27 protein-coding genes are annotated in these 24,100 nt (G+C 44.0%); 4 read left to right on the top strand and 23 right to left on the bottom strand.

Annotated elements, in window-relative coordinates:
- Positions 1-17 precede the first annotated feature (17 nt).
- From BMW43_RS09115 to BMW43_RS09060, 12 genes are all read right to left on the bottom strand, one after another.
- Positions 18-1,496: a UbiD family decarboxylase gene (locus tag BMW43_RS09115; protein WP_091746086.1), complete on the bottom strand. Its 1,479-nt coding sequence runs from the start codon at positions 1,494-1,496 to the stop codon at positions 18-20.
- A 127-nt stretch (positions 1,497-1,623) separates the two neighbouring features.
- Entirely contained in the window at positions 1,624-2,448 is an 825-nt protein-coding gene (locus tag BMW43_RS09110) for a MerR family transcriptional regulator (RefSeq protein ID WP_091746082.1), read from the bottom strand.
- A 254-nt stretch (positions 2,449-2,702) separates the two neighbouring features.
- Entirely contained in the window at positions 2,703-4,769 is a 2,067-nt protein-coding gene (locus tag BMW43_RS09105) for a BglG family transcription antiterminator (protein WP_091746079.1), read from the bottom strand.
- A gap of 210 nt (positions 4,770-4,979) precedes the next feature.
- The gene (locus tag BMW43_RS09100) at positions 4,980-5,621 is read right to left on the bottom strand and encodes an L-fuculose-phosphate aldolase (RefSeq protein WP_091746076.1); all 642 of its coding nucleotides are present in this window, start codon (positions 5,619-5,621) and stop codon (positions 4,980-4,982) included.
- Positions 5,622-5,651: 30 nt separating this feature from the next.
- Positions 5,652-6,692, bottom strand: coding sequence for a 2-hydroxyacid dehydrogenase (locus BMW43_RS09095; RefSeq protein ID WP_091746073.1), 1,041 nt, complete (start codon positions 6,690-6,692; stop codon positions 5,652-5,654).
- A 56-nt stretch (positions 6,693-6,748) separates the two neighbouring features.
- Positions 6,749-8,167: a PTS galactitol transporter subunit IIC gene (locus BMW43_RS09090; RefSeq protein ID WP_091746070.1), complete on the bottom strand. Its 1,419-nt coding sequence runs from the start codon at positions 8,165-8,167 to the stop codon at positions 6,749-6,751.
- Between the two features lie 43 nt (positions 8,168-8,210).
- Positions 8,211-8,510, bottom strand: coding sequence for a PTS sugar transporter subunit IIB (locus BMW43_RS09085; protein ID WP_091746067.1), 300 nt, complete (start codon positions 8,508-8,510; stop codon positions 8,211-8,213).
- A gap of 119 nt (positions 8,511-8,629) precedes the next feature.
- A complete protein-coding gene (locus BMW43_RS09080; protein ID WP_091746066.1) occupies positions 8,630-9,121 on the bottom strand; it encodes a PTS sugar transporter subunit IIA in 492 nt (163 codons plus the stop codon).
- A 318-nt stretch (positions 9,122-9,439) separates the two neighbouring features.
- Positions 9,440-11,191: an arsenical pump-driving ATPase gene (gene arsA, locus BMW43_RS09075; protein ID WP_091746364.1), complete on the bottom strand. Its 1,752-nt coding sequence runs from the start codon at positions 11,189-11,191 to the stop codon at positions 9,440-9,442.
- Between the two features lie 22 nt (positions 11,192-11,213).
- Positions 11,214-11,570 carry an arsenite efflux transporter metallochaperone ArsD gene (arsD, locus tag BMW43_RS09070; RefSeq protein WP_091746063.1) on the bottom strand — a complete coding sequence of 119 codons (357 nt, stop codon included), beginning with the start codon at positions 11,568-11,570 and terminating at the stop codon, positions 11,214-11,216.
- A 23-nt stretch (positions 11,571-11,593) separates the two neighbouring features.
- Positions 11,594-11,992 carry an arsenate reductase ArsC gene (locus BMW43_RS09065; RefSeq protein WP_091746060.1) on the bottom strand — a complete coding sequence of 133 codons (399 nt, stop codon included), beginning with the start codon at positions 11,990-11,992 and terminating at the stop codon, positions 11,594-11,596.
- 21 nt (positions 11,993-12,013) lie between these two features.
- The gene (locus BMW43_RS09060) at positions 12,014-12,331 is read right to left on the bottom strand and encodes an ArsR/SmtB family transcription factor (protein ID WP_091746058.1); all 318 of its coding nucleotides are present in this window, start codon (positions 12,329-12,331) and stop codon (positions 12,014-12,016) included.
- Between the two features lie 279 nt (positions 12,332-12,610).
- Here BMW43_RS09060 and BMW43_RS09055 point away from each other — a divergent pair, with 279 nt between their 5' ends.
- A complete protein-coding gene (locus BMW43_RS09055; protein WP_091746055.1) occupies positions 12,611-13,321 on the top strand; it encodes a YetF domain-containing protein in 711 nt (236 codons plus the stop codon).
- Positions 13,322-13,397: 76 nt separating this feature from the next.
- On the opposite strand, the gene BMW43_RS09050 is transcribed toward BMW43_RS09055, so the two are convergent.
- A complete protein-coding gene (locus BMW43_RS09050; protein WP_091746053.1) occupies positions 13,398-13,763 on the bottom strand; it encodes an LPS biosynthesis protein in 366 nt (121 codons plus the stop codon).
- Positions 13,764-13,879: 116 nt separating this feature from the next.
- Between BMW43_RS09050 and BMW43_RS09045 the strand changes: the two genes are divergently transcribed.
- The gene (locus BMW43_RS09045) at positions 13,880-14,773 is read left to right on the top strand and encodes a helix-turn-helix transcriptional regulator (RefSeq protein ID WP_091746050.1); all 894 of its coding nucleotides are present in this window, start codon (positions 13,880-13,882) and stop codon (positions 14,771-14,773) included.
- Positions 14,774-14,997: 224 nt separating this feature from the next.
- On the opposite strand, the gene BMW43_RS09035 is transcribed toward BMW43_RS09045, so the two are convergent.
- Entirely contained in the window at positions 14,998-15,420 is a 423-nt protein-coding gene (locus tag BMW43_RS09035; RefSeq protein ID WP_091746047.1) for a DUF2000 domain-containing protein, read from the bottom strand.
- A 384-nt stretch (positions 15,421-15,804) separates the two neighbouring features.
- Here BMW43_RS09035 and BMW43_RS21720 point away from each other — a divergent pair, with 384 nt between their 5' ends.
- On the top strand, positions 15,805-16,494 hold the full coding sequence (locus BMW43_RS21720; protein ID WP_143050597.1) for a methyl-accepting chemotaxis protein: 690 nt from the start codon (positions 15,805-15,807) through the stop codon (positions 16,492-16,494).
- Between the two features lie 232 nt (positions 16,495-16,726).
- On the opposite strand, the gene BMW43_RS09025 is transcribed toward BMW43_RS21720, so the two are convergent.
- The 7 genes from BMW43_RS09025 to srlA all read right to left on the bottom strand — a co-directional run bounded on the left by BMW43_RS09025 (position 16,727) and on the right by srlA (position 20,923).
- Positions 16,727-17,461, bottom strand: coding sequence for a glucosamine-6-phosphate deaminase (locus BMW43_RS09025; RefSeq protein WP_091746041.1), 735 nt, complete (start codon positions 17,459-17,461; stop codon positions 16,727-16,729).
- Positions 17,462-17,541: 80 nt separating this feature from the next.
- Positions 17,542-18,561 (bottom strand): iron-containing alcohol dehydrogenase, encoded by a 1,020-nt coding sequence (locus tag BMW43_RS09020; protein ID WP_091746038.1) that lies wholly within the window; start codon positions 18,559-18,561, stop codon positions 17,542-17,544.
- A 31-nt stretch (positions 18,562-18,592) separates the two neighbouring features.
- Positions 18,593-19,000: a transcriptional regulator GutM gene (locus BMW43_RS09015; RefSeq protein ID WP_091746035.1), complete on the bottom strand. Its 408-nt coding sequence runs from the start codon at positions 18,998-19,000 to the stop codon at positions 18,593-18,595.
- Between the two features lie 14 nt (positions 19,001-19,014).
- Entirely contained in the window at positions 19,015-19,380 is a 366-nt protein-coding gene (locus BMW43_RS09010) for a PTS glucitol/sorbitol transporter subunit IIA (RefSeq protein WP_091746032.1), read from the bottom strand.
- An 11-nt stretch (positions 19,381-19,391) separates the two neighbouring features.
- On the bottom strand, positions 19,392-19,925 hold the full coding sequence (locus tag BMW43_RS21805; RefSeq protein WP_316843073.1) for a PTS glucitol/sorbitol transporter subunit IIB: 534 nt from the start codon (positions 19,923-19,925) through the stop codon (positions 19,392-19,394).
- Complete coding sequence (locus BMW43_RS21800; RefSeq protein ID WP_342725320.1) at positions 19,922-20,305, bottom strand: hypothetical protein; 384 nt, start codon at positions 20,303-20,305, stop codon at positions 19,922-19,924. The genes BMW43_RS21805 and BMW43_RS21800 overlap by 4 nt, the downstream gene beginning before the upstream one ends.
- A gap of 33 nt (positions 20,306-20,338) precedes the next feature.
- Positions 20,339-20,923, bottom strand: coding sequence for a PTS glucitol/sorbitol transporter subunit IIC (gene srlA, locus BMW43_RS09000; protein WP_091746029.1), 585 nt, complete (start codon positions 20,921-20,923; stop codon positions 20,339-20,341).
- A gap of 337 nt (positions 20,924-21,260) precedes the next feature.
- Between srlA and BMW43_RS08990 the strand changes: the two genes are divergently transcribed.
- Entirely contained in the window at positions 21,261-21,491 is a 231-nt protein-coding gene (locus tag BMW43_RS08990) for a helix-turn-helix domain-containing protein (protein WP_091746025.1), read from the top strand.
- Between the two features lie 362 nt (positions 21,492-21,853).
- Here BMW43_RS08990 and BMW43_RS08985 read toward each other — a convergent pair whose 3' ends face one another.
- Positions 21,854-22,099, bottom strand: a complete 246-nt coding sequence (locus BMW43_RS08985; protein ID WP_091746023.1) for a hypothetical protein — start codon at positions 22,097-22,099, stop codon at positions 21,854-21,856.
- Between the two features lie 184 nt (positions 22,100-22,283).
- Positions 22,284-23,747, bottom strand: a complete 1,464-nt coding sequence (locus BMW43_RS08980) for an aldehyde ferredoxin oxidoreductase family protein (protein ID WP_091746020.1) — start codon at positions 23,745-23,747, stop codon at positions 22,284-22,286.
- Positions 23,748-24,100: the final 353 nt, after the last annotated feature.

Genomic DNA, 24,100 nt, shown 5'->3' with positions numbered 1-24,100 from the left:
CCACTCCTTTTTCGTGCTTACGCTTCAAAATCGGGCAGCCATTCTTTCGGGTCCACTTCCATAAACTTGGCACGGGCAAAGCGGTGTTTTTCCTTCATCGGCACCGTGGCATCATAGATGGTCTTGCAGGCAATGCCATGATCCCGGATGGTCCAACTGCAGGTCGCATCATTGGACGGGTCCAGCGGATGGCAGCGTACGCCGGGAATGTTGATGATGTCCACATCACCCTGCAGGCGGGTGGTCATCGCCCACATGACGTCGCTCATATCGAACAAATCAACATCCTCGTCCACCAGAATAACATGTTTCAATTCAGGGAAAGCAGAGAATGCAAGCAGCGCAGCCTGACGCTGACGGCCTTCGTCGGAAGGAACTCCCTTTTTAAACTGGAGCACCGCCAGGAACTTGCCACCACCGGGAGGCGCAGCGTATACGTTTTGCAAACGTCCCGGCATAGCCCGTTCCACCATGTCGATAATGGAGGCTTCGGTGGGAATGCCGGCCATGTTGACATGCTCTTCGGAAGGCCCGATGCAAGTCTGCATGATCGGATTCTTGCGGGTAGTAATGGCTTTGACCTTAATGACCGGCACTTCCGGGTTGGCCGGACCGGTGTAGCCCGGGAATTCAGGCATCGCCTTGCCGGTATTGGTGTTGATATCTTCACGAATCCGTTTGCCTACCAGCAGCTCTCCTTCGATTACATATTCTGCATTGGCGATGCAGTTTTCCTTAATCGTCAGACAGGGAGCAAGCTCTACCGCCTTGCCGCGAATAGCGCCGGCAATGGACAATTCATTGAAGCCCAGCGGTGTGGTAGGAGGCTCGAAGCAGGAAGCAATTTCAATGGCGGGATCGACCCCAATGCTAATGGAAATGGGCAACGGCTTGCCCAAGGCTTCCGCCTTTTCCCGGAAAGCGCCCAGGTGGCGGGCCCCAGGGGTAAAGAACATGGATATCTCGTCTTTGGACTGGAGGCACAAGCGGTGAATGGTCACATCGGACTCACCGGTTTCCACATCCGAAGCGTAGCACATGCCGAACGTAACGTAGGGACCGGCATCTTCCGGCGTATTGGTCGGTGCCGGGAGAATCTTTCTAATATCAAAATCAGGATCGGTTGCTTTATAGACTACTTCCTGGCACTGGGCCTTTTCCGGGCCTACCACCACCGGCTGAATAGCGTTTTTCACAGCATCACGCAGCAAGAAGCCCAACCGGTCCGGCTTAGTGCCGAGCAGCGTCGCTACCCGTTTGCGATCGGCCAGCACACCGATGACCACACGGGCCCCGGAATGGCCTTTCACCTTGTTAAATATCATCGCCGGCCCCAGCTTGGTCGGCCGGGCCACTGTTCCGCCCGAACCAACATAGCGGTAAACCCCTGCCAATTCGGCGGCCGGGTCTACTTCCACGTCGGTAGAAACCAATTGGCCCGGTATGTTTTTTAATAGCTCCAGGGCAGATCTCAAATCATTAACTTCCTGTGACATAACAAAAACCTCCTGACAGTTTTAGAATGCTTTACCCTAAATTACGCAACCGCAATTTATGGACTCAATGATAATCTGTAAAGCAAGCATACAGTCAAGAGGCTTTTCTATTTTTATAGAAATTTTCTTACAATTTTATTGGGGCCTGCAACATGCAAAAATCAAGTGGTTTCTGATCTTTATAAAAAGTGGTGTCCAGCAGGCAGACATCAACAATATCGCCCACCAGTTCATAGCCGTTCTTCTTGATCCAGTCCATGAGCTTGTCCACATAGGCCATGTCATAAGGCATGCCGTATTTGTACATGCAGGCATAGTTGGCAGCCGGAATTTCCACGGTGTGCGAATGCTCCTTACTCCAGGGTGATAAAAAAATACAACTGCCAGCCCCCTTCAAGGGCTCTCCGGCCAGAATGGACTCCCTTTTTATAATAGAACCGAAGCCGCTGGAAGGCACCATTTCCTTTTGAAAGATCTCCCGCCACAAGTTCATTAGCGTGATATGCAGGTTTTCCTTATTAATCGGTTTGACATACTCTTTAAAAATCGCCTGTCGCACCACAATCGGACGGATAAACGGCTCCTGCATCTGCATGGTGTCCGCATCGACCGCCTCTTCATAGATATTGAGCCTTTGGTTGATGGATTCCCTGATCTTGTTCAGCCGGGCAATCTCGCGAAGAACATTTTCCTTGTGTTTCTCCAGGAGAGCCATCTCCCGTTTGGGGCAGCGTTCCTGGAAATGGGCCACAATCTCTTTAAGCCCAACCCCCAAAGACTTTAAAAAGCAAATCTCCCGCAAATAAGGAATTTGATGCTTACTGTAATACCGATAGCCCTTCCCGTCTACTTTGACTGGCTTGAACAAATCAATATCATCGTAATAAATTAAAGTTTGTCTGGTCAATCCGTGCAATTTAGCCATTTCGCTGATAGAAATCAAAGACTCCACTTTTCCATCCCCTTATTGCTAAACATATGCCATATAAGTAACTATACATCATAATTGTGGTATACAACAAGCTGTATAGCCACTATACACTTGCAAAATATTGTATCTCTCGTCACCCGAAAAGCACCTGCCAATAAAAAAGACAACCTGGCTAACAACTGATTTATTCGCAGCACGAATTACATCATGTCAACAAGGATTGTCTAATTTGCAACATCTTCGATCCGATAACTCCCGCTTATCATTAAATGCTTTTAACTACAAAGTAAATGATATATCTCTGCTGTTTCTTCCGCCTCCAAGCACTTGGCAAATAGCGAAGGATTTCTTCCGATCGCTGCTATTTGATTAAAAAGCTCTATGTAATCTAATCCGCCCTGCGTACAAAAGGCAAACAGCAAGTATACTCTTTTCTTGTCATCCACATCCATTTTAATGCCTTTGGGTGCAACAACAAGGCTTAATCCTTCTGATAAAACTGTTTCACTGGGTTTGGCATGCGCCAGGGCAACACCTTTACCTACAATAATATATGGCCCATATTGTTCAATGTTACGAATCATTGTATGAATGTACTCTTCTTTTATAAACTTCTTTTGATATAAAAGTCTGCCTGCCTTGTCTATTGCTGTTTGCCATTCTAAAGGAGTATCGACAAGTAAGATCATTTCTTTTTTGAGCATAGAACATAAACCGTGTTTATTGTTATTAACTGTTTTAGAGTGTTTTTTCAGTAATTCTTTCAGACTATGACTAAACCTCTCCACATCTTCAAGATTAGTAAACGCATTCAGACTTTCAGAAACCGACTGTATGATATTGCTTTTTCTTTTTTCTATACTTCTTTGCTCGGTATTTTCACCAAGCGAAAGAGCCATCTTTTGTATATTATTAAGATCCTGCATTTTTAACAACGGATTGACCCTCACTACAGGATGTGTCGTCTTAGGAAGTTCGACTGTTGAAATAATAAAGTCGATTTTCTCTTTACTCTTCTCGAGTGTATATAATATTCTATCTACCGAAATTACCCCCTGAATAGTAAAGTCAAAATAATTCTTCACCTGTGCTTCGACAAAACGTCCTGTGGCCATGCTGCCCGGACATACAATAATTACATGCAAAGGCAGTAAGAAATTCTTATTCCGTACCAAGGCTGCACAAATATGTATGTAGATAGATAATTTCATTTTGTCATTGAAAGAATATCCCAGGTACTGTTCGAGGATATAAGAATGTTGATCAATTCCGCTCATAATCCGCTTATATTCGGGTTGAATATTCTCATCAATGGGAAATTGGAAATCAATCAGATCCGACATGCATCTGATATGTAAAAATAATGATTCCAAAAGAATATGATCGTTGCAAAAATCAATATCGAACTGATTTCCTATTTCCACCAAAAAATAAGTAATCATATTATAAAGCTCAATGTCATCAATAGTTTTTGACATAGGTAACAGATGATTATCTACTATATATTGATCAAATAAATTAAATTCTTCTGCTGTAAATTTAACCTTTACTCTTTGCTCAGCATAGCAAAGAAGATTTTTTGCCAATGAAAGTTCGCCTGATTGTTTGACCAAAGTCTGTTCACAGGGAACTGCCGTAGATTCGGATAATTGATTAATACATATAAATAGATACAAAGTCAGTTCATAAAAAACATAATCGGAAAAGTACATATTCTTTTCCCGTTCAAAATCCTGTAAAATCGCAATGGCAGAGTGGAGAGAATAGCTGGTATTCATTTGAGATAAAATCAGTCTTTGAAAATAGCCGTCACTTTTTATATCCACAATAACACGCCGGCAAAGCTCGATTAGCATCATGCGTATCTTCATAATATTGGTTTCTTTTAAATAAATGCCTTTACTGCTTTTCGAACATAATTCGATTGTAAACTCCGCTAATATTTCCTTAGCCGACTCAACATCACTTAATATAGTAATTCTGCTAACACTTAACATCTCTGCTAAATAATCCATTGTAAGATAACTTTTTTGTTTAAGCAAAACAGTCAAGATTAAAAGCTGCCTTTCCTCGGGAGATAATTTATAGGAATAGCTGTCTAATTTAAAAATCTGATCTTTTACAAACTCCGGATTGATGTTCGTACCTATTTTTAAAATACCATTATCTACGATTTCAATCGGCCGGATTTGAAACTGTTTTAAAAACAAATTAATATCTGCAATATCATTGCGAAGTGTTTTTTGTGAAACTTGATGTAGTTCCGCCAGTTTTGTGATGTTTAAGATACTACTATCATAAGATAATATTTTTTGTAAAATGTCCACACTACGTTTTTTCATCCTACTACTCCTTGGTATTGTTATATTTCTTCGCCAGTTTGATAAGATGTATCTTTGAAATTATTAGTACCCAACATTACACCAAATTTAGTAACTTTTAATTTTATAAGGCAGAAGATATACAAGAGAATTATCCGTCTAATGGATCAACTTCTCATGTATATCTTCTCTGGAACAGTTTGAAGACACGCCCTAAACCTAATTTATCTGCTATTGTCCATAAGACTTAAACTTTTCCAGCATTACCTCAACCTCAGCATCGTTTAGTAAGTTTGGCTCTCCCAACGTTTTTGCCCGGCAATAAATCTCTGCCATCCGTTCCGTTTCTTCAGCAATGACAAAAGCACCGGGTAGATCGGCTGCACAAGTCAGCAAGCCATGATTTGCTAAAAAACATGCCTTTCTTCCCTGCATGGCTTGGAAAGAGTTCTCTGCTAATTCCCATGTTCCGAAAGAAGCATATTTCGCACAACGAACATTTTTACCGCCGGTAATCGCTATATAATAATTCGCTGCCGGAAGCTCCCAGCCTAAAGTCGCCAATATCGTACTATACATGGAGTGAGTATGAATAACCGCGTTAATCTCTCTACTTTTCTGATAGTAAATGCGATGCATATCTTTTTCACTGGATGGCTTGCGAAATCCCTCCACCGTATTTCCATCTAAATCGGTGATTACAACATCCTCGGGCTGCGTTTCAAAATAATCTATACCGCTCGGGCTAATTGCCATGTAACCTAACTCCCGGTTAAACATGCTGATATTGCCACCCGTTCCTTTGGTGAGGTTGGAATTAATCAGTTTTTTCCCGTACTCCACAATAAGCTTCCGCTCTTTTTCCATTAACATGTTTTTTTACTCCTCATCTATTGAATAAATTTATCTGATTAGCATATCGCTATAGCCCTTTTCCAGATACGCATTAACAACATCTTTAAGGAGATAAGGCGCCCTGGGAATAGCATCTACCGTATCACCTGCAATGTGAGTTGTCATTGTAAGATTGTCTAGGGAAAGCAGCGGATCTCCCTCAGGTATCGGCTCAATCCAACTGACATCCAGGGCAGCGCCGGCAATCTTCCGATTCTGCAACGCAGCGACAAGATCATCCTTGACTAAAATGTCCGCCCGAGCTGTATTGATAATATAAGCTCCCGGTCTCATGAGTTGGATCAAATCCTTACTAATCAGATTTTTCGTTTCTTCGGTTACCCGCATATGTAAAGAAACAATATCTGCATTCTTAAAAACTTCCTCTATAGATCGCAATTCCACTTTCAGCTGGTCACGCTCAAAGATCGCCGGATCTACATATGGATCATATACCATTACCTTAACACCCAGTGCATTCAAGCGTTTGATTACCAATCTGCCGATATAGCCGGCGCCAATAATACCAACCGTCATATTGGCCAACGTCGTTTTATAGGGATCATTGGAAAAGTTTTTTCTCCACTGCCCGCTTTTTATCGCAAGATGCGCTCTGGCAATATTCCTGGTCTCAGCAAACATCAGGCCAAGCGTAAAATCCGCGACAGGTTCTGCATTTCTAATAACATGTAAAAATGGCAGTCTGCGCTCTCTGACCGCAGATAGATTGACATTTTCCACTCCACCACGGCAAGTCCCAATCATTTTTAATTTTGGTGCGCTTTTGATCATACTCGCCGATATAGGTGCATAATGTGCAAACAAATAGTCAGCGTCCTGCAAAGCCTCTAAAATACCCTGAGGTATTTCAACTTTTTCAGGCCCATATCGTTCTATCTGCAAAATATGTTCTTGAAATTGATCCTTAGTCAAATCAGAATACCATTCGATTTTTTTTATCTCAGTTAACTTTCCTAAATTCATTTGTCCAACAGCATCTGTTAGTGTTTCACTTTTAACCAACGCATCCCCAATTACAACCGCTTTCATTTGTTATGCCTCCTCTAAAATCCATCAGAAACCTTCCTAGCCACGGAGCTTTCAGATTATGAATGCGAATATCCGCTGTCTCCTTCATTTTTCAGAATTGCCGGTTCATGCTCCATATAATTTATAATAGTCTCTTTATGTTTTTTGATTATGAAGAAAAGTATGACATAAACTAGTATAGAAAGACCGATCCAAAGTGGATTTTGCGTGAGAAAAATCAAGAACAACGTTCCCAGGAAATAATTCCCCAGTACCACAAAGCTTGCAATCATGAGTGCACCTGGCGGGATTGACACCCCCACACTCTGTGCAACATTTGTAAAGATGGGCGCCACTGCTGTAATAAGATATAGATTCATAACCAGTAAGATAAGCCCGGAGATGAGAGTCTTAAAAATATTCCCTCGGGAAATTGCAACAATGGGTTGAATGATATACGGTATTGCGATCAGGTCTACCATGGGTAACGTTTCATTCCCCGGTAAGAAAATGGCCAGTACCAATATAATCGGAATCATTAGTAACCCTGAAATTAACGTTGCAGGCTCACCGTATCCGGCGGCATCATTGATGGCAAGATACCATTGCCGGTCTTTACCGGATGATTTGGCCGATTTCTTCGATGCATCCGTAATACTTGTAAAAGCAGAAGCAAAAACACCCGCGATTTTTGGGAAAATCGCCATAATGGCTGCTGTAGATACACCCACCATCATAATTTCTCCCCAGGCCTTCAGTTCATCTAACCGCATATAGTTACCCGCGACCCCAAGAATAATTCCAAGTATAAATCCCAGGGTGGTCGGTTCACCTAGAAATCCAATTCGTTGCTGCACCGATGTAGGATTCCACTGGACTTTATCCGCGCCTAACTTAGTTAAAATCCAGTCCATCAAAAGTCCGTAAGGAACTTGCACCACATCATGGGGTGCAGATATTGTCGTCCCCGGATATCCATAATAGGTTGCCCACCGCTTTGCTATCACTTCAGAGAACAACAGCGTGTATAAATTTCCAAGTACCATCAACCCAATAGCAAGAATCATATTGTCCGTAACAAGAAACAGCATGGACCCCCACAACATAAAGGAATAATTGTTCCAAAGATCTGACGGCATAAAAATATTGGTAAATTTCACGGCAAATAGGACAAATTGAAGTAATAAGCCGAGTCCTAAAAAGATCATCCCTACTTCTGTAGAATAGGCCACAACGCTGGTGGCCTGCCAGCCGGTGTCTAAAATACGTAAGTTTACGCCAGTATGCTCTACCATACGATTGACCACAGGTGTGACAATCGGTGTGTACGCCCCAATCAACATGTTAAATCCAATCAACCCTATCCCTGCATTTAACGCAGACTGGAATGCTCTTTTTGGCTTTACGTGTAAAAAAAGCGCAATGATTAAAATAACCACCGGCACAATAATGGACGCACCAAAGGCACCCATAATTTTCGACAGTATTTCCAACATGTAAATACCCCCTTATTTTTGCTAGGTTAGCCAGAGATATATCCTATTTAACGAGTTCTTTGGCTGTTTTAAGCAATTCTTCGATAAATTCTTCCTCTGCCATACCGGTCAGAAAACCCACCGCATTGATCGTAGGAATTTCATAAGTGTGAAGAAGCGGACTGGTATGTACAATCAAATCATAAGTTCCTGAGTTGACTAACTGGTCCACTCCACCAGGATTAACCTCAACCGTAGTAGCTGATATACCATTGTCCTCCAATAAGTCTTTAACATTATTAGCAACCATAGAGCTAGTTACTGTTCCTGAACCGCACACGGATATGATTTTTAATCTTTTCATAAAATCACCCCTTTTTTCATAGTTAAATATTATCCCATAACTGCTTTCTTGGTTTTTCACGACACAGCCAGACTTACGGTACATCAAGAGCACAAAGTAACATCATAGTGATACCTGTTTCAAATCACGAAATTAGAACAACTCAGAAATTCTCTTATACGCTGTACAAAATCTTTTGCTTCTTCAAATTCCAACAAATTAGTCATTTGCTCTTCATGGGAGAAAAGCTTCATCAAAGATTGCAATATTGATAATTGCAACTCTCCCTTAGTAACTCCCAACAAAAAAATCAGTTTGGGATATACAAAATCGCCATCCAGCGGATCGGTGCCCATTTGGCAAAAAGGAAGGCTGTTTCTCATCCTAATCACATAGATGAAGGAACGATTTACATATTCCGGGTCGGTATGTGGAATGGCTACATTAAAAGATTTAGTCTTTAAACCCGTCGGAAATTTTTTCTCCCTCTCTTGAATTTTTTCAAAAAAACCATTTTTAACATATTGCAAGTTTTGAAGTTTCAAAGAAACTGCTTTAAAAAAAGCCGCTTGCGAAGAAAAATTTCCATTAAGTTCGATCAAAGATTCGTCAAATAATTCTGTCAATGACAAATGGATTCCCCCTCCTACTCAGAACAAAAGTAATACGTTGCATTTTCCCATAGATATCAAAGGCGCCATTGATTATCTGGTCTTATTCTAACAATATTGTCGAACAGCCTTCAAGCCAAAAATCCTTCCGGCAATGTAGCAGAAAGTTTTACTAACGGCTATATTCGCTAAACAAGCATGCCTCTCTACAGACAAAAAAGGCCGCATGGAAAGGTCAAGAAAACAGCAAGCCGCTGCAGAATTCATATGAATTCCGCAGCGGCTTGCTGTTTGTTCGTCTGTTCTTTGTTCGCCAGTCACCATGGCAAGCATTGTTCACTATTGCCGGACAAGCTCTACTAATTCCTGCTGCTGCAGCTCATTGTCATACCATGGTATGACAACCGTATGCCCTTGTGAAAGAGCGGTCACTTGGTTAATCCACTCGACTTCACTTTGGGCCTTCGCTTTTAACAACGGGCTTTGCGTAGCAGTCAGATAAAAACTGGAGTTCACGATCCACCAGGCAGAGGGAATTCCCGCCCGTTTCAGGTCCTCGGACAAGCGGGCCGCTTCATGGACCGGGGTTGCTTCAGGCAAAGTGACAATCACTACCTCCGTTTCCGCTGCATTGCGCAGCCGGGGCAATAGCTTTTTCACACTCGCCGGAATATCTCCCTGGCTTTTTTCAATCTCCTTATGATAGCTTTGCGTGGCATCCAGCAGCAGCAAAGTATGACCGGTCGGCGCCGTATCAATCACCACCACCTGGTTATCCGCCTGCTCAACGATTTCGGCAAAAGCCCTAAATACGGCAATCTCCTGGGTACAGGGCGACCGCAAATCTTCTTCAATATAGGCCAGATCGGCATTGCCCAAAGCTTCTCTCGCTTTAGCCAACACTTCTTCCTTGTATTTTGCCAGCTCTGCCTGTTCATCAATATGGCTTACCTGTAACAATGGACTATCGGTAAGCAAAAACTGCAAATGATGCGCCGGATCGGTGGTGGTCAGGTGTACCTTTGCCCCTTTTTCCACTAAGCCTAAGGCGATAGCCGCCGCCAGCGTGCTTTTCCCCACACCGCCCTTGCCCATGGTGAAAATCACCTTTTTCTGACCGGTATACAGTTCATCCACCAGCTGCTTCAATGAATGTACCGGAGCCAACGGATTGGTCACCGGCTGTTCGCCCAAGTATTTCTCGGTAAGCATGGCGCGAATATGCGAAATCCCATAGACGTTATAGGCCCGCAGGGGGATATAGTAGGCCGGCAGCGTCAGCAGGTATTCCGGAATCTGCTGCAAAGCCTGCTGTTGTTTATGACAGAGCTGCAACGCCGTTTCATCGGTCGTAGTATCCAATTCCAGCACGCCGTTCAAAATCAGGCTTTGATTTGCTACACCCAGCTCCTTAAGTTCCTCCGCTGCCCGTTTAGCCTCCAGCAAAGGAGTCTTTTCCGGCTTGGAAACTAACATAACGGTAGTAAGTTCCGGATTGGCCAGGGTTGTTACGGCATGTTTATACATGTCCTTGTTACTTTCCAAACCGGACAATTGGCCCAAACAGGAAGCACCGTGCGTATTCTCGCTGATAAAGTTGCTCCAGGCCGACGGCAACTGCAGCATTCTAAGCGTATGACCGGTCGGTGCCGTATCAAAAATAATGTGCTCATACCGGTCTTTGATAGTTGTATCTGTTAAAAAATGCGAAAACTCATTAAATGCGGCAATTTCCACCGTACAGGAACCGGATAGTTGTTCCTCCATATTGGCGATGACCGCATCCGGCAGTATCCCCTTATACGGCCCAATGACCTTTTCCTTGTATTCCTGAGCCGCCTGCACGGGATCTAAATTCACTACCGTCAGATTGGGCACTTCCGGAATGTTCGTTCCTTTATTATCAAGCTCCACGCCGAAAACATCCTGCAGATTGGAGGCCGGATCGGTGCTGATCAGCATGACCTGTTTGCCGCTATCGGCCAGATTCACCGCCGTGGCGCAGGCAGCAGACGTTTTCCCTACACCGCCTTTGCCGGTGAAAAAGAAATATTTTGTCAACTCTAAGCGGGATGGGTGGTACCCCTGCATCGCCAAGCCGGTTTTTCCCGTACTAACAGCATCCACCGTCACAGCAGCAGCCACCTTCTTTTGTCTTAGTTTGAATGTCCAGACCCGTCCACTGGCTAAATTCCTCATTCGTTGGATACACCTTGGTTTTAACGACCTGACCGTCGACCAACGTTACCGGTAAAATCTCCGGGCCGTTATCTTTCAGATATTGGCTGATCACCGGATGTTTTACAAACTCTTCTGGCTGCGCCGAGAGATTGAACCGTTTGATATCGGCGCCGCTTGCCTTCAGATTTTCAATGACTGTGGCTACCCGCAACAGCTCGGTATCGACACTGGGTCCGCAGACGCCGGTCGAACAGCACATGGCCGGATCATAAATTATGATTGATTTCATCCCCATACACTCCCTATGATTTTTTATACTGCGCCAGACTCAAGCCGCCGGAGCAGATCTTTCATCTTAGCTTGAATCAAGTTGCGAACTACTCTGAATTCCTCGTCGCTCTTGCCGGAAGGGTCGTCTAAACCCCAGTCTTCGCGGTGTTGGCACGGCAGCAGCGGACAGCTCACATTGCAGCCCATGGTAACGACAATATCGACAGCCGGAATGTCCTCCAGCAGTTTGGGCTTCTGCAAAAGCTCCATATCCACACCGATTTCCTTCATGATCCGAACGGCATCCTGATTAATTGCCGGGCGTGTCTCAGTACCTGCCGAATAGGCTTCCATAACCCCTAAACCCAATATCCGGCCAAAGGCTTCCGCCATCTGTGACCGGCAGGAGTTATGAACACAGATAAAAGCCACTCGTTTCACATCATTGGCCCCTTTCCTCCGTTATTGATCACAATTCATTTTTTTGAGGTTGCTCATATCAAAAGCATAGTTCGGGCTTACCTCAGCGAGAAGTTCTTTGACAAAGGGGTATTCCACAAAAAGGGACGGCGAGATCCGGTAGTGCACCCACTGCGCTTTTTTCTCCGCCTCAATCAGGCCCGCCAGCCGCAGCCGCGCCAGGTGCTTGGACGTAGCCGACTGGGAGATGGCTAGTACCTGCTCAACTTCACAAACACACTTTTGACCGCTTTGGAGAAAACATAGTATGGCCAGCCGGTTCTCATCGGCCAGGGCTTTAAGAACATCTACATGCTTCATATACATCACCATCTTGTCTTACGTATATTACTATATTCCCATATTGGAATATATATAGTATTATATGCCACTTATGGCGGCAGTGCAACCGCTTAACGATAAATAGTTTGCAGCATCCAGCTTAGCTCCGGCATATACCTGCAGCCATATATACTTATTCATATGCTCCCTCTTGGGCTGCTTATCGCTTACCATCTATAGTTTCCAAATTAAAGAGTATACTAAGAAAACAAAACAGGAACAACTCATAATTCAGTGACTTTCCAGGAGGGCTACCAGATGCTAGATGGACTGGATTTAATCATTCGTACTTTGCTAATATTAGGCGCCCTGCTCCTTATCGCCAGAATACTGGGCCGCCGGACGCTATCGGAGCTGACTTTTTATGATTTTGTCATTGGCCTGATTATCGGCAATATCGGCAGTGCCGTTATTACCGAGACAGAATTCGGCATGCTGCAAGGTCTGGTTTCTTTGGTTACGGCAACCATATGGCTACTGCTCATCGAGATGATATCCCTGAAATTTGTTGCCGCCCGGAAATTAATCGAGGCCGAACCGCTTATGATCATGCACAAAGGAAAAATTCTGGATGCGAATCTGAAAAAACGCTATTACAACGTCAATGACCTTCTGGAAATGCTGCGTGAACAGGGAATCTTTGATCCGGACCAGGTAGAAGTAGCTTTGATTGAACCAGACGGAGAGCTTAGTGTATTAAAGAAAACAGAATATGAACCTCCGGCGGCCAAAGACTTCAATGCATTCAAGCAAACTACAACTCCGGCAAGCCATTTAGCTGCCAAAGAAATTATCATCGACGGAAAAATCATCGAGCAAGGTTTGGCCCAAAGCGGCTTAACGCGGGAAGAGCTAACCGCTCAGTTAAATAATAAAGGAATTACGAATATGGCCGATGTGACTGTGGCCATGCTGACCCCGGAAGGAGAACTATATGTGGACCGGCAGAAAGATTCTAAAGATTCTTAGGTACCATGAGAAATTCAAAACAATGCTCCTGAATATCCAGGGACTATTACATTTACAAGCGGTAGGACACAATACTTTAATCCTGCTTAGAAAAATTCATGCCGCATCCTGCTTTATACTCTTTCCTTAAAACCTCTTTGGGTGGAACTATTTCATCCGCTATTGTATGTTCCGTTAATTCAGATAAAGCTCTGATTTTTTTGTTTATCATAATCCTCATGCAGTTTGGTACATGCTCCTGATGGGCTCTATGAATAGCGACACACTCTTTGCAGTTTCCATGATATCTGCACGCCTTTTGGCACGGGCAATGATCCTTCCATTTGAATTCCTCACGAAATGCGGATACAAATTCCTCTTGAATCCGCCGTCCTTCTTTGCTGTCTCCTTTATGAAACTTTTCCATCGCTAGTTTCTCAATTTCATTTTCATCAATTATCATTGTTTTATCCATCCCTTGGTTTTTTCAATTATAATTATATAGCCAAATATTATTGAAAAATAATTGTATTTAGCCTAAAATATATAAAAAAAGAACCATTAAAGGGAAGGCATCGAATGTCCGCAGAATCACCCATCTATTCTCATAATCCTTATCACACAACAAAATTCCCACTCTTGGTTTTAAACGTAAACCACCGCACCTGCACTCCCTTCAACGAAGGATTTCAAGTATTACATTGGCATGATGAGATACAATTCGTCTATATTTTAAAAGGAATTGTCCATGTTAAAATATATGATGAAGAATTTGATCTACAGGAAAATGACTGTATATTTATTAATCGTACCGTACTGCATCACATCACAGAAAAAGAAAATTGCCATTATCACAGTTACATCATTCCAGCGCGAATGTTATCTTTCTTTTCCGGCAGCATTATGGAACAGGATGATGTGGAAACCATCATCAATAATCCTACCTTTACACATTATTTGCTGCGTTCAAATGACCCAACACACCATGCTGTCCTTCATCATCTAAATTTATTAGACAACCTATACTTTCAAGTTAACAAATATACACATTACGAATATCGTCTTTCTATCCAATTATCCATAATCTGGCTTGAATTCATCTCTCTTCTTCCCGCCATGGAGAAAGTGACACCTTCAAAAAATTACGAACGGATACGAACTTTAATCTCAATAATACATACTAATTATTGTCGGCCACTATCCATACAGGATATTGCCGCTGCCGCCCATATCAGTAAAACAGAATGTATCCGCTGCTTTCAAAAATTCGTCCATGAATCTCCCTATCAATATCTGCTAAAATACCGCCTTCATGTGAGTACCTCATTACTTACTACGACAGATATGTCGGTAACGGATATTGCTTTAAATGTAGGATTTCATTCCATAAGTTCTTATATAAAATATTTCAAAATGTATTACCATACAACACCATACAAATATCGACTATCTTGCCCGGTGGGCTATCGCTGACAAACAAATGACAATGGATAACGGCTTTTCTACTATTCTGTCAACCTTGTGACCCATGATTTACTAGCCCAGGCAAATACACAGAGGCATGACGTCGTCTCTTAAGCCGGGCGATGTCCAAAAGGATGAAGAAGGTATACAAACATTTCAAACTTTGGGTAAAAATATGGCGAGCCTGTTAAAACAGTTAAAAACCGCCCCCTGAACAGCTTGGATACTATTCATCACCTTAGCAGCGGCATAAATCCGGTAAGCTTATTGACCTTCTTCTTGTCTCCATACAAGGCAATCCCCAGATAAGTATGGTTCGACTCAGATACAGTTGCTGCTTTCGCAACATATTCACTGTAGACATTGCACCCTTGGGCAACATCCGAGAAATCGACAACAACCAAGTCGCTAAATTCCGGACCATACAAACGCTCCCTGCACTCTCTCAGGATCGTCTTATCACCGCGCAGCATGGTAACCGGGACCGTAATAATACCCAAGTGAGCTTGGCCGGAAGCATCCACCACATCTGCCCCTACCTGTTCAGGGATGTGCTTTCCCAACGTAATCCCTAAGATGGCTGCGGTATTTGCCACCATGCCTATGGGTAATTCCGAATCTATAATCATGACACACTTCACATTAGCATCACTCATACTTTCCAGCTCCTCTCCTTTTGTAAAGCCTGTGCTCTCTCCAATAAATAAACCGGCTAACGTCACTACAATATTCATTTTCTGATGCTTAGTGTATCACAAGCCGCAAACGCATTCTTGTATGATATTGCCCTTAACTCCAGAGAATGGTTACTTATTACATCAAGAATGACTCAAAAAAGAAGTACCGGCCGTCCATAACGGCTGGTACTTCTTTTCAATAACTTATTTTTTTCACATCTATTCTTATGGATTCGTTAAATATCACTTGTTCCTATAGGCAGAAGGGATTTTTATGTAGTATAATTATGAAAAAAGAAGTCTGTATATTCTGGCATTGTAATATGGAAATAGCAAGTTTAGTAGTGAAGGGAGCAATACTTGATGAACGTTCTGTTAGTTGGCGGAGGCAGAGGTGGCGCCGGGATTCTGGAGCTTTGCCGGAAGGTTCCTGAGGTGGATATTGTAGGAGTTGTAGATGTCAAAACCGATGCGGTGGCAATCCAGTTAGCCAAACAAATGGGGATTCGAACGTTTAACGACGTGAGAGATGCATTGAAATCATCGGCCATTGATGCTGTTCTCAACATTACCGGCAACGAAGAAGTAAACCGGTTGATCGAAGAGAATAAACAGGAAGATGTAAAGGTTGTTGATGATTTTGTCACCAAGATGCTGTATCATTTAGTGAAATCTCAGGCACTAATGCATGAAGAACTTAATTCCAAGGTAGAGGTATTGTCCAATTCCGTTAACGAGGCTAAAAAGCATATTAACAATACCCATGAAGTTATTGGTTTCATCAATAAGGTATCCCAACAGACCAACCTGCTAGGCTTGAATGCGGCTATTGAGGCAGCCCGTGCCGGCGAACAAGGCCGGGGCTTCGCAGTGGTGGCGCAGGAAGTGCGAAAATTAGCTGAGGACAGTGTGGAAGCAACTAAGAAAATCAATTCGATTCTGGGAAATATTGAATCTTCCATGCAAACCATTATAGCCGGTATTGAACAGACAGCAGCCGTTGCCGAAAAACACTCCAGCAATGAACTGATTGTCGGATTAAAAGTAAAATAGATGCTAAAGTCTCGAGCCCTAAACTCGAGACTTTTTCTTTACCGGATTTGAAACACGCGGAGACAAAATACTGTCAAGATTCTTTCGCAAATGGGTTACCTCCTGCAGGAAAGAGACGGCGTGCGGTCTTTTCTATCTCAGACCACACGCCGTCTCTTTCTTGCTGCTTAGTCATACTTTTCATAAGACAAGAGACTTGCCAAAGCTCCGTTTTCCTTGGTTAATCAACTAATCAGCTACTTACCCCTACCTGCCAGGCCAGCTCCTTATCCAGGATCACCGTCACATCCCGGTGCAGCTTTAAGAGCGTGCAGGGAACTTGCGTAGTGACATCATCCCCGGTTAGCAGCTTCTGCAACACAGCGGCCTTCTGGCTGCCGGTGGCCAGCAATACAATCTTGCCGACCTGCAGGATATCGCCAACCCCCATGGTAATGGCCGTCCTCGGCACCTCGTCTTCGCTGGCAAAGAATCGGGCATTGGCCTGTATGGTAGCCGCATCCAGCGTAGCCACATGCACCCCGGCCTGCAGCACTTCCCCCGGCTCGTTAAACCCAATATGTCCATTCACCCCGACACCTAATAGCTGCACATCTCTGGGCCAGATCTCCAGGATACGGCTAAAGTTGGTGATCTCCGGCTGCAGCAATTGGCTGCCGGAAGGGATATAAGTGTTTAGTGGATTGATATCAATATGATCAAATAAATATGTATCCATGTAATGGCGGTAGCTCTGCGGATGATCCGGCTTTAAACCGATATATTCATCCAGGTTAACCGTCCGGATTTCTTTAAAGCTCACCACCTGCTGCTTATACGCCTCCACCAAATACGGATACACTCCTTGCGCCGTCCCGCCGGTCGCTAAACCCAAACAAGCTTGCGGATTGTCTTTAACAACGCTCAGCAGTTGATTAGCCGCTTCCCGGCAGGATGCTTCATACGAATCGGTTACGATGATCTTCACTAACGGTAGTCCCTCCTTATACCGGGCAGGCAGACGCCTGCCCGGTGATGTATTGGTTAATGATCTTGTAATTTAATAGCCTAACTTATCCGAAAATCCCGCTGATATTTCGCTAAGATCTCCTCTACCCACTCCGCGGTAACCTCTTTGGCATTGCAGATCGAATAGCGAATATTCTGCGCCCGGACAAACTCGTTCAACGTGAGTAGAGCCTGCCGGATATCGTCGATCGTCACCTGCAGCGCCTGGGGCCTAATATCAATTTCCGACCGCTGAATCAGCGACACCGCCCGCTCATGCTGGTTATCCTGAAAAGCCGACATAAAGTAGACGCCCAGACAAACGCACTGTCCATGCAGGAACTGTTTGCCGGTGATCCGTTCCAGGTTCATAAAGACATTGTGCTCCGAACCGTCTTCCCACATGGTATGCCGCATCCGGTAGCTGTGTTCGGCGATGCCTTTATAGGCCCGGACGATATAGCGCAGGCCCGGTTCTTTGTTCTTCACAATATCGCCCATATACTCGGCTAACAAGGCCAGCATGTCTTGTGTCTCGTCATAGATCCGCTGATCAAAGGCATGGGATTTGGTAATCAGGGCATTGATCTTCCAGTCGTAGCTGGCCGTCAGGCAGCTCAACAGATCGCCAACACCGGACAGGTTTAAATGGCGGGGCGCCTGCTCCAGGATATCGAAATCAATCAATATCTCTTTCGGCAGAATATCGCCTTCATATTTAACTACATGGTCATAGCGGACCGCCGTCTTGTAGCAAAGAAAGGCGTTAACCGATAAGGCGGTCGGCATCTGATATAAGGGCACCTGATGAGCCGTGGCCCACAGTTTGGCCGCGTCGGCAGCCATGCCGCCGCCCAGGCCCAGCACCTGCGTAAAACCCGATAAGGTTTTGACTTCTTCGTCCATGACCTTTTTCTCCATAGTAGTGACGAAATAGAGCTGAATCGCATCTTGCTTAACCTGCCCTTTCAGCTTTTCCCAGATAACCGGATCAGTGACAATCAGCCAGTTTTCTTTACTATCAGTTAAGGTGGTTAACAGATTCCGGCCATAGGTGACCGGATATTTCTCCTGGTTCATGATATTTATCGTTGTCTCCTTTATTCTGATGTTAGATCGCCCTAGCGACTGGCAGCGCTGCCAGCTTCCGATGAACCTCTTCGGCGGCGCGAAGCTGGGCGGTCTCTTGGAGGGTTAATTTTTTCCGCTGTCCATAGTCGGCCAGCAGTTCGGAAATTTCACTAAAGGTAAACTTCTTATCCGGTATAAAAGCGGTACCGAGACTGATACCCTTTAGGCGGTAGGCACTGCGGATACGTCCGGTGGAGTCGGCCAGGATGAGATAGTATACCCGCCACCCCGTCCAGTGCCGGGCACTGCCACAGCCACAAATACCCATTCTCTGCAGACGCCCCAGCGTCCGGGTGATCTTTTTCAGTTGGTAGATACCAAGCAGTCCTTGCAACAGGATGAGGATAAAGAGATAGACCAGCAGGGCTTCCAGGCTTAGGCTGTTCATGCCGCTGCCCTCCCCTACGCTTCCCGCTCAATAGCCAATGTCTCGCCTACATTCGCTGCCCTAGGTTTGCCACCCGCCAGATGGATGCTCCCAGCCCAGGGAGTGGTAATGGCCCCGTCAAAGCGCAGCGAGATATGCCCCAGATTGCGCAGGTTTTCACTGGCGACAGGACCTACGGCGGTAATGAAATACCGCTTCTCACCCAATACCAGATAATCCCCTATTTGAATGTCGGCTGCTAAGTCCGCTGGAGTCAGAATCAGGCAGTAGTCCTTTAACCCATCCGGAGCCTGGGGGTAAAAGGTAATCAGTACGTCGGTTTCGAGAAAGTCCAAAGCGTAAGGACCAATAGACCCAATCACAGTACGATAGATATCCATCCTCTTCCCTCCTACTGATAGATAAAGAAGCTAACCGCTAAAGCGGCCCCTACTTCAATTGGCGCCACCAAAAACTTGGCATAGAGCACTGCCGGGACACCGACTTCGGCGGTCTCCGGTTCCGCCTCGGTTAAGCTTAAGCCTACGGGAATAAAGTCGGCTCCCACCGGCTGGTGAATGGCAAACAGTGCCGGTAGCGCCAGATGCGGCGGAATCTTGCCGCTGGCGATCAAGGTGCCCACTAAGACACCGATAGTCTGCGGAATGACCGCTCCCGGTCCTAAGATCGGCGACAGAACCGGAATGGCCGATACCATGCCCAAGGCTAACAGTCCCCAGGGATTTCCGGCCAAGGCGGCCAGTCCGTCGGCAATGCGTTGGCCGAGACCGCTGCCCATGATGATGCCGACAATAGCGCTAACGAAGACCATGAATGGTAGTACCGTACTAAGCATGAGTTTCACCGATTCCCGTCCGGCCTGGACGAAGGTGCTGACCACCCGGCCAATCACGGACGAGAGAGATAAAATGAAGTTCTGGCTCATGGGGTTTCCTCCTTCTTGATTTGTATCTGGTCCAGTCCGACCGCCGATACATAGATACCGGGCTTAATATAGGCAGCAAACGGTCCCGACGGGCTGACCGGATTGATATTCACCGTTTTCAGGCCTTTCTTCGGGAAAATCCCTAAGCGCAACGTACCGCCGCAGTTGACCACCACGCAGGCGGTCTCAGCGTCCGGTACAATGGTGCTAAACCCATCCACCGCCTCCCCACCGGACAGTTCGGCAATCCGCTGGGCGACCGGATGAATCCCGCCGCCGGTAATGCAGACAATCTTGCGGCGCTTGTCCTGCAGCTGAACTTCCAGGGGTACACCCCAGCCCCGCGGGCCGGGAGAAATAGCTACAATTGGTTGATTCACAGTTTGAACCCCCTCTATTGTTTTATGTTCCCTTTACAGCAAAGGTTCCTCAATTGCCCCACCTAACTTCCGGGCCTCCAGCTTGTCCCAGTCGAGGCCCTTCTTCCTAGCTAAAGCATGGGCGATCTTTTCCACGACAAAGGCTTTCAAAGTCGTTGTAAACATGGCCAGGAAAAAGACGCTGACAGCCAATGGCCCGATGGGTAAGCCCAGCTTCATTACCCCGTCGGCCACACCCAGCCAGGCGTAGAGTTCCGCCGGATTGACATGGGGAAAGAAGCACATCAGCGGCGCCATGGTACTGCAGTTCACCGCCTCATAGTAACCGGGCTTATATCGCTCCGGCAGAAACCGCCCCATCAGAAAGGCGGTGGGATTGGAAAAGAAAAACGCCGACAGGTACGGCAGGAATAAATAACGGACCAGAATCCGTTTCCCGGCCAGCCGCTGGGCCAGTCCCTCAATCCGGTCCTGGCCAACTAAGGCAATGATGGTGTTCATAATGGTTAGGGCAATTAACGCCGCCGGTAAAATACCGGTGATCATGCCGACTAGTGTTTCTCCACCGGTGTTGATGAGCTTGATAAAGCTCTCGCCGGTGGCTACTAAAAAATCCATGGAAATTCCTCCTTTATATCAGGAATGGATTTACGAACGAACAAGTGCAAAGCATGCTGAGAGAATATGACAGAATAGTTTACGAAATTTGGTAGGTAGGTTATAATGAGAATGTGTTTTTGTACTTTTGTGCCTCCTTTTGGGCACAACGAACCAGGCAGTATCCTGCTTGCCGGCTGATGATACTGCTTTGTGTGTTTGCTCACCTCGCTTTCATGTTTTGGGATTGCGGGTTTGATTGGCATCACCTCCTTTTAATAATTAGCTCTGTCAACTCACAGTTGACTTACAGTTTCTATTTTAGTCAACATCCAGTTGACTGTCAAGGAGTATTTTTATGCTTTCACGAGAAATTTTAGGGCAAAGGCTAAAAAGTCTTCGGCTATCAAACAACTTGACGCTTGAACAAGCAGGAACAAAATTTAAAGTTACCAAACAAACAGTAAGCTATTGGGAAAAGGGTGAACGAGTCCCTTCTTTTGATGTCGCTACTGCATTAGCAGAGTATTATGGTGTTTCGTTGGATTATTTAGCTGGGTTAAGTAATAATCCGAAAAGGAATAAATAACTTTCAGAAATACTAAAAAAGAGATAAGATCAACCTTTATGAAGGGTTGATCTTATCTCTTTTTAACCAAATTTATTAAAATTCAAACCAAAAATTCGAATAATGCATTCCCTCTCACGTCAAATCGATTACTCGTTCGTATTGGACAAAAGTTCGACATGGTGATCAGTACCTTGCAAATCCACCTTTGTGAAGCTTCTGAAATATTTAATTCCTTGCTACACACTCCACGTGCATCGAGTTAACATAATGGTTGAAAAGAAAACACCTAATGTTTAGATTCACCTATATGCATTGTGGTTTGAAGGTCAAAGCACCTAGGAGAAACCCCTAAATCCTATATTAAGTGTTAAAAGATATTTTTAATTTTTATTATTACGTTGTCTATATTCATTAAGCTCTTTCATCTCTTCTGCTTTGATTTTATCAAGTTCCGTCCCGAGCATTCTGTCTGGTATTTTGTGTTCATTTAAAAAGGCTTGATGCCTTAAACCCCAATATTTTGATCGAATATTTCTAAGCTCTGGATCTTTTATTTTGCTTATTTCTTCATTATTAAGAATTTCTTTAAATTGTTCTTCTTCACGCAAATAATTATTATTGCTCATAGTTGCACCTCCCCCTTAACCATTCTCAATATTTTTCTGAAAAATTAAAATGAATATGTAGCTTTCTGTTCATATTTTGTAACCTTTACTTTAGATAGAAGGCTTTACCAATAAAAATAATTATTTATAAAAGTATATACTCAATGCCAAAGCTCAAACGTTGACTAACTAGATATTACTTTTACTAGATGATTCTACTTAAATAAGTAGAGTCCTCAATAATTTGTCTTAGTATTGGCCGATCGATTATTACTATATTATCAATATTACGGAATTTCACATAATTTTTTAATTCTCGGTTTGTAATTAGAATTAATTTGTTAAATGTTCCCTTTCTTGGTTTTATCACAGCATCAAATGAGAATTCCCTTTGGGGCTTTGAAGCTAGCTTAAGTTCTACCCCGTATTTTTTATCTGCCTTTTTTACTATTAGATCCCAACCCAAATCAAAGTTCTCATTGCCATGCTCAACGTCCCACCCATTTATACTAAATACATATTTTATATAGTTTTCAAAGTTAATTATATTCATATGGTCAACATCGGTGATTTTTGTACTTTCCTGTATATTTTTTATTCTCCCTTTTACTTTCTTCTTAAAAGGGCGTAAATTCTTTATGTCTATAATGCACAAGCCATCCCTGAAAATATAGTATGTGTTATTATCTTCGACAAACTCAGTATCCTCTCTATATTCTTCAAAGGACCAGAACTCGTTTATAGTTAATAATCGTTCATCAATACCGGAGAATCTATGCAGTTCCTTATCGATTTGCTCAATTCGTCCGTAGTATATTTTGTTTTGTATATTGAGCTTAGTATAACGATTTTTTATCTTTGTAAAAAGGTACGTCTTTTCCTCAAATTCAGGAAACTGAGTATCATATAATAGTCTATTTTTCATATGCAAAAAGTAACGACTTAACTCTGCTTGTCCAATAAGAGAAAATACAGACGCATAGTGCTCTGCCATGGCTATACGTATCCTCGTCTCTAAATTATCACACGCATCGTTTGTTGGTGGATCAAGGAACTCAACCTCAGAGATTGTATTTTCTTGAAATCTCGAAATTGATACTATGGAGATGTTGCAATTTGCTGTTCCTTTTTGCTCTTGGGCGTGTTGTATAGTTGCCTCATCAATATGGGTACAGGTTCCCTTAGATTCAATCACTAATTCTTCATTGTTATGTGTAAAACAAGTAAAATCTGGCCTTAAGCCTGAAGTAAGAATTCTTCGTAAAGTGTTAAGCCTTATTCCATAAAGCTGATCTGCAACTATGGCCGCAAGGCCAACCCCTAAGTCTTCAGATGCCTGTCTTAATACCTCACTTCCCCGCTCGGTTCGGATCAATGAAATCTCTACCTTTAATTCTGGGTCCCTTTTTAAATAACTAAGTATATATTCAAAATCGTAGAACTTATCTCTGTTTGATGGGCTTAGCCGCCTAACTTGTACTGTTCCTATTAAATAGACTAAGCTAAATAGATTAATATTCATCTGAACAATATTTTGCTGAAAATGATCAATTGAATATGAGGCCCGTCCATTTGGGCGAATTAAGCGGTCGTCAATAGTGACTAAAACATTCCTATTATCACTTGATGCAGTCAAACGTCGATTATTTCCCATTAAACTTACGGCCATGATAAAACTCCTTTTTTAATCAATTACCCCTGTTTTAGTGCATATTCCGGTGTGATTCGACCAACGATTCCGGCCACATTCGGCCAGTGAATCCGGAGCTATTCGGCCAACCAATCCGAGCACATTCGGCCAAATAACTGGTGCCACCTCGTGAAGAAACCCTCTACAATGGTCTAAAAGACCATTGCTAGGGGAGAAATTTATGAGGTGTGAGGAACCAGTGAGAATACTAGAAATCCTTCGACTAACTGAAAAAGGTCACCGTCAGCGCGAAATAGCAGCAAGCGTTGGCTGCGCAAGATCCACCGTCGGAGAAGTACAACGACGCTGTCGGGAAGCCGCCCTTTGCTATG

The sequence above is a fragment of the Propionispora vibrioides genome (genome assembly GCF_900110485.1).
GTDB lineage: Bacteria > Bacillota > Negativicutes > Propionisporales > Propionisporaceae > Propionispora > Propionispora vibrioides.
This window is presented reverse-complemented; position numbering and strand designations above follow the sequence as displayed.

What these genes read in the sequence shown, in the direction of transcription:
- BMW43_RS08990 (WP_091746025.1), top strand. Translation starts at nt 21,261, where the DNA reads ATGCTTTCACGAGAAATTTTAGGGCAAAGGCTAAAAAGTCTTCGGCTA.
- BMW43_RS09055 (WP_091746055.1), top strand. Translation starts at nt 12,611, where the DNA reads ATGCTAGATGGACTGGATTTAATCATTCGTACTTTGCTAATATTAGGC.
- BMW43_RS08980 (WP_091746020.1), bottom strand. Translation starts at nt 23,747, where the DNA reads ATGGCCGTAAGTTTAATGGGAAATAATCGACGTTTGACTGCATCAAGT.
- BMW43_RS09085 (WP_091746067.1), bottom strand. Translation starts at nt 8,510, where the DNA reads ATGAAAAGATTAAAAATCATATCCGTGTGCGGTTCAGGAACAGTAACT.
- arsA (WP_091746364.1), bottom strand. Translation starts at nt 11,191, where the DNA reads ATGCAGGGGTACCACCCATCCCGCTTAGAGTTGACAAAATATTTCTTT.
- arsD (WP_091746063.1), bottom strand. Translation starts at nt 11,570, where the DNA reads ATGAAATCAATCATAATTTATGATCCGGCCATGTGCTGTTCGACCGGC.
- BMW43_RS09060 (WP_091746058.1), bottom strand. Translation starts at nt 12,331, where the DNA reads ATGAAGCATGTAGATGTTCTTAAAGCCCTGGCCGATGAGAACCGGCTG.
- BMW43_RS09020 (WP_091746038.1), bottom strand. Translation starts at nt 18,561, where the DNA reads ATGAACCAGGAGAAATATCCGGTCACCTATGGCCGGAATCTGTTAACC.
- BMW43_RS09010 (WP_091746032.1), bottom strand. Translation starts at nt 19,380, where the DNA reads ATGGATATCTATCGTACTGTGATTGGGTCTATTGGTCCTTACGCTTTG.
- BMW43_RS09090 (WP_091746070.1), bottom strand. Translation starts at nt 8,167, where the DNA reads ATGTTGGAAATACTGTCGAAAATTATGGGTGCCTTTGGTGCGTCCATT.
- BMW43_RS21720 (WP_143050597.1), top strand. Translation starts at nt 15,805, where the DNA reads ATGAACGTTCTGTTAGTTGGCGGAGGCAGAGGTGGCGCCGGGATTCTG.
- BMW43_RS09015 (WP_091746035.1), bottom strand. Translation starts at nt 19,000, where the DNA reads ATGAACAGCCTAAGCCTGGAAGCCCTGCTGGTCTATCTCTTTATCCTC.
- BMW43_RS09050 (WP_091746053.1), bottom strand. Translation starts at nt 13,763, where the DNA reads ATGATAATTGATGAAAATGAAATTGAGAAACTAGCGATGGAAAAGTTT.
- BMW43_RS09095 (WP_091746073.1), bottom strand. Translation starts at nt 6,692, where the DNA reads ATGAAAGCGGTTGTAATTGGGGATGCGTTGGTTAAAAGTGAAACACTA.
- BMW43_RS21805 (WP_316843073.1), bottom strand. Translation starts at nt 19,925, where the DNA reads ATGAGCCAGAACTTCATTTTATCTCTCTCGTCCGTGATTGGCCGGGTG.
- BMW43_RS09045 (WP_091746050.1), top strand. Translation starts at nt 13,880, where the DNA reads ATGTCCGCAGAATCACCCATCTATTCTCATAATCCTTATCACACAACA.
- srlA (WP_091746029.1), bottom strand. Translation starts at nt 20,923, where the DNA reads ATGGATTTTTTAGTAGCCACCGGCGAGAGCTTTATCAAGCTCATCAAC.
- BMW43_RS09115 (WP_091746086.1), bottom strand. Translation starts at nt 1,496, where the DNA reads ATGTCACAGGAAGTTAATGATTTGAGATCTGCCCTGGAGCTATTAAAA.
- BMW43_RS09035 (WP_091746047.1), bottom strand. Translation starts at nt 15,420, where the DNA reads ATGAGTGATGCTAATGTGAAGTGTGTCATGATTATAGATTCGGAATTA.
- BMW43_RS08985 (WP_091746023.1), bottom strand. Translation starts at nt 22,099, where the DNA reads ATGAGCAATAATAATTATTTGCGTGAAGAAGAACAATTTAAAGAAATT.
- BMW43_RS09100 (WP_091746076.1), bottom strand. Translation starts at nt 5,621, where the DNA reads ATGTTAATGGAAAAAGAGCGGAAGCTTATTGTGGAGTACGGGAAAAAA.
- BMW43_RS09105 (WP_091746079.1), bottom strand. Translation starts at nt 4,769, where the DNA reads ATGAAAAAACGTAGTGTGGACATTTTACAAAAAATATTATCTTATGAT.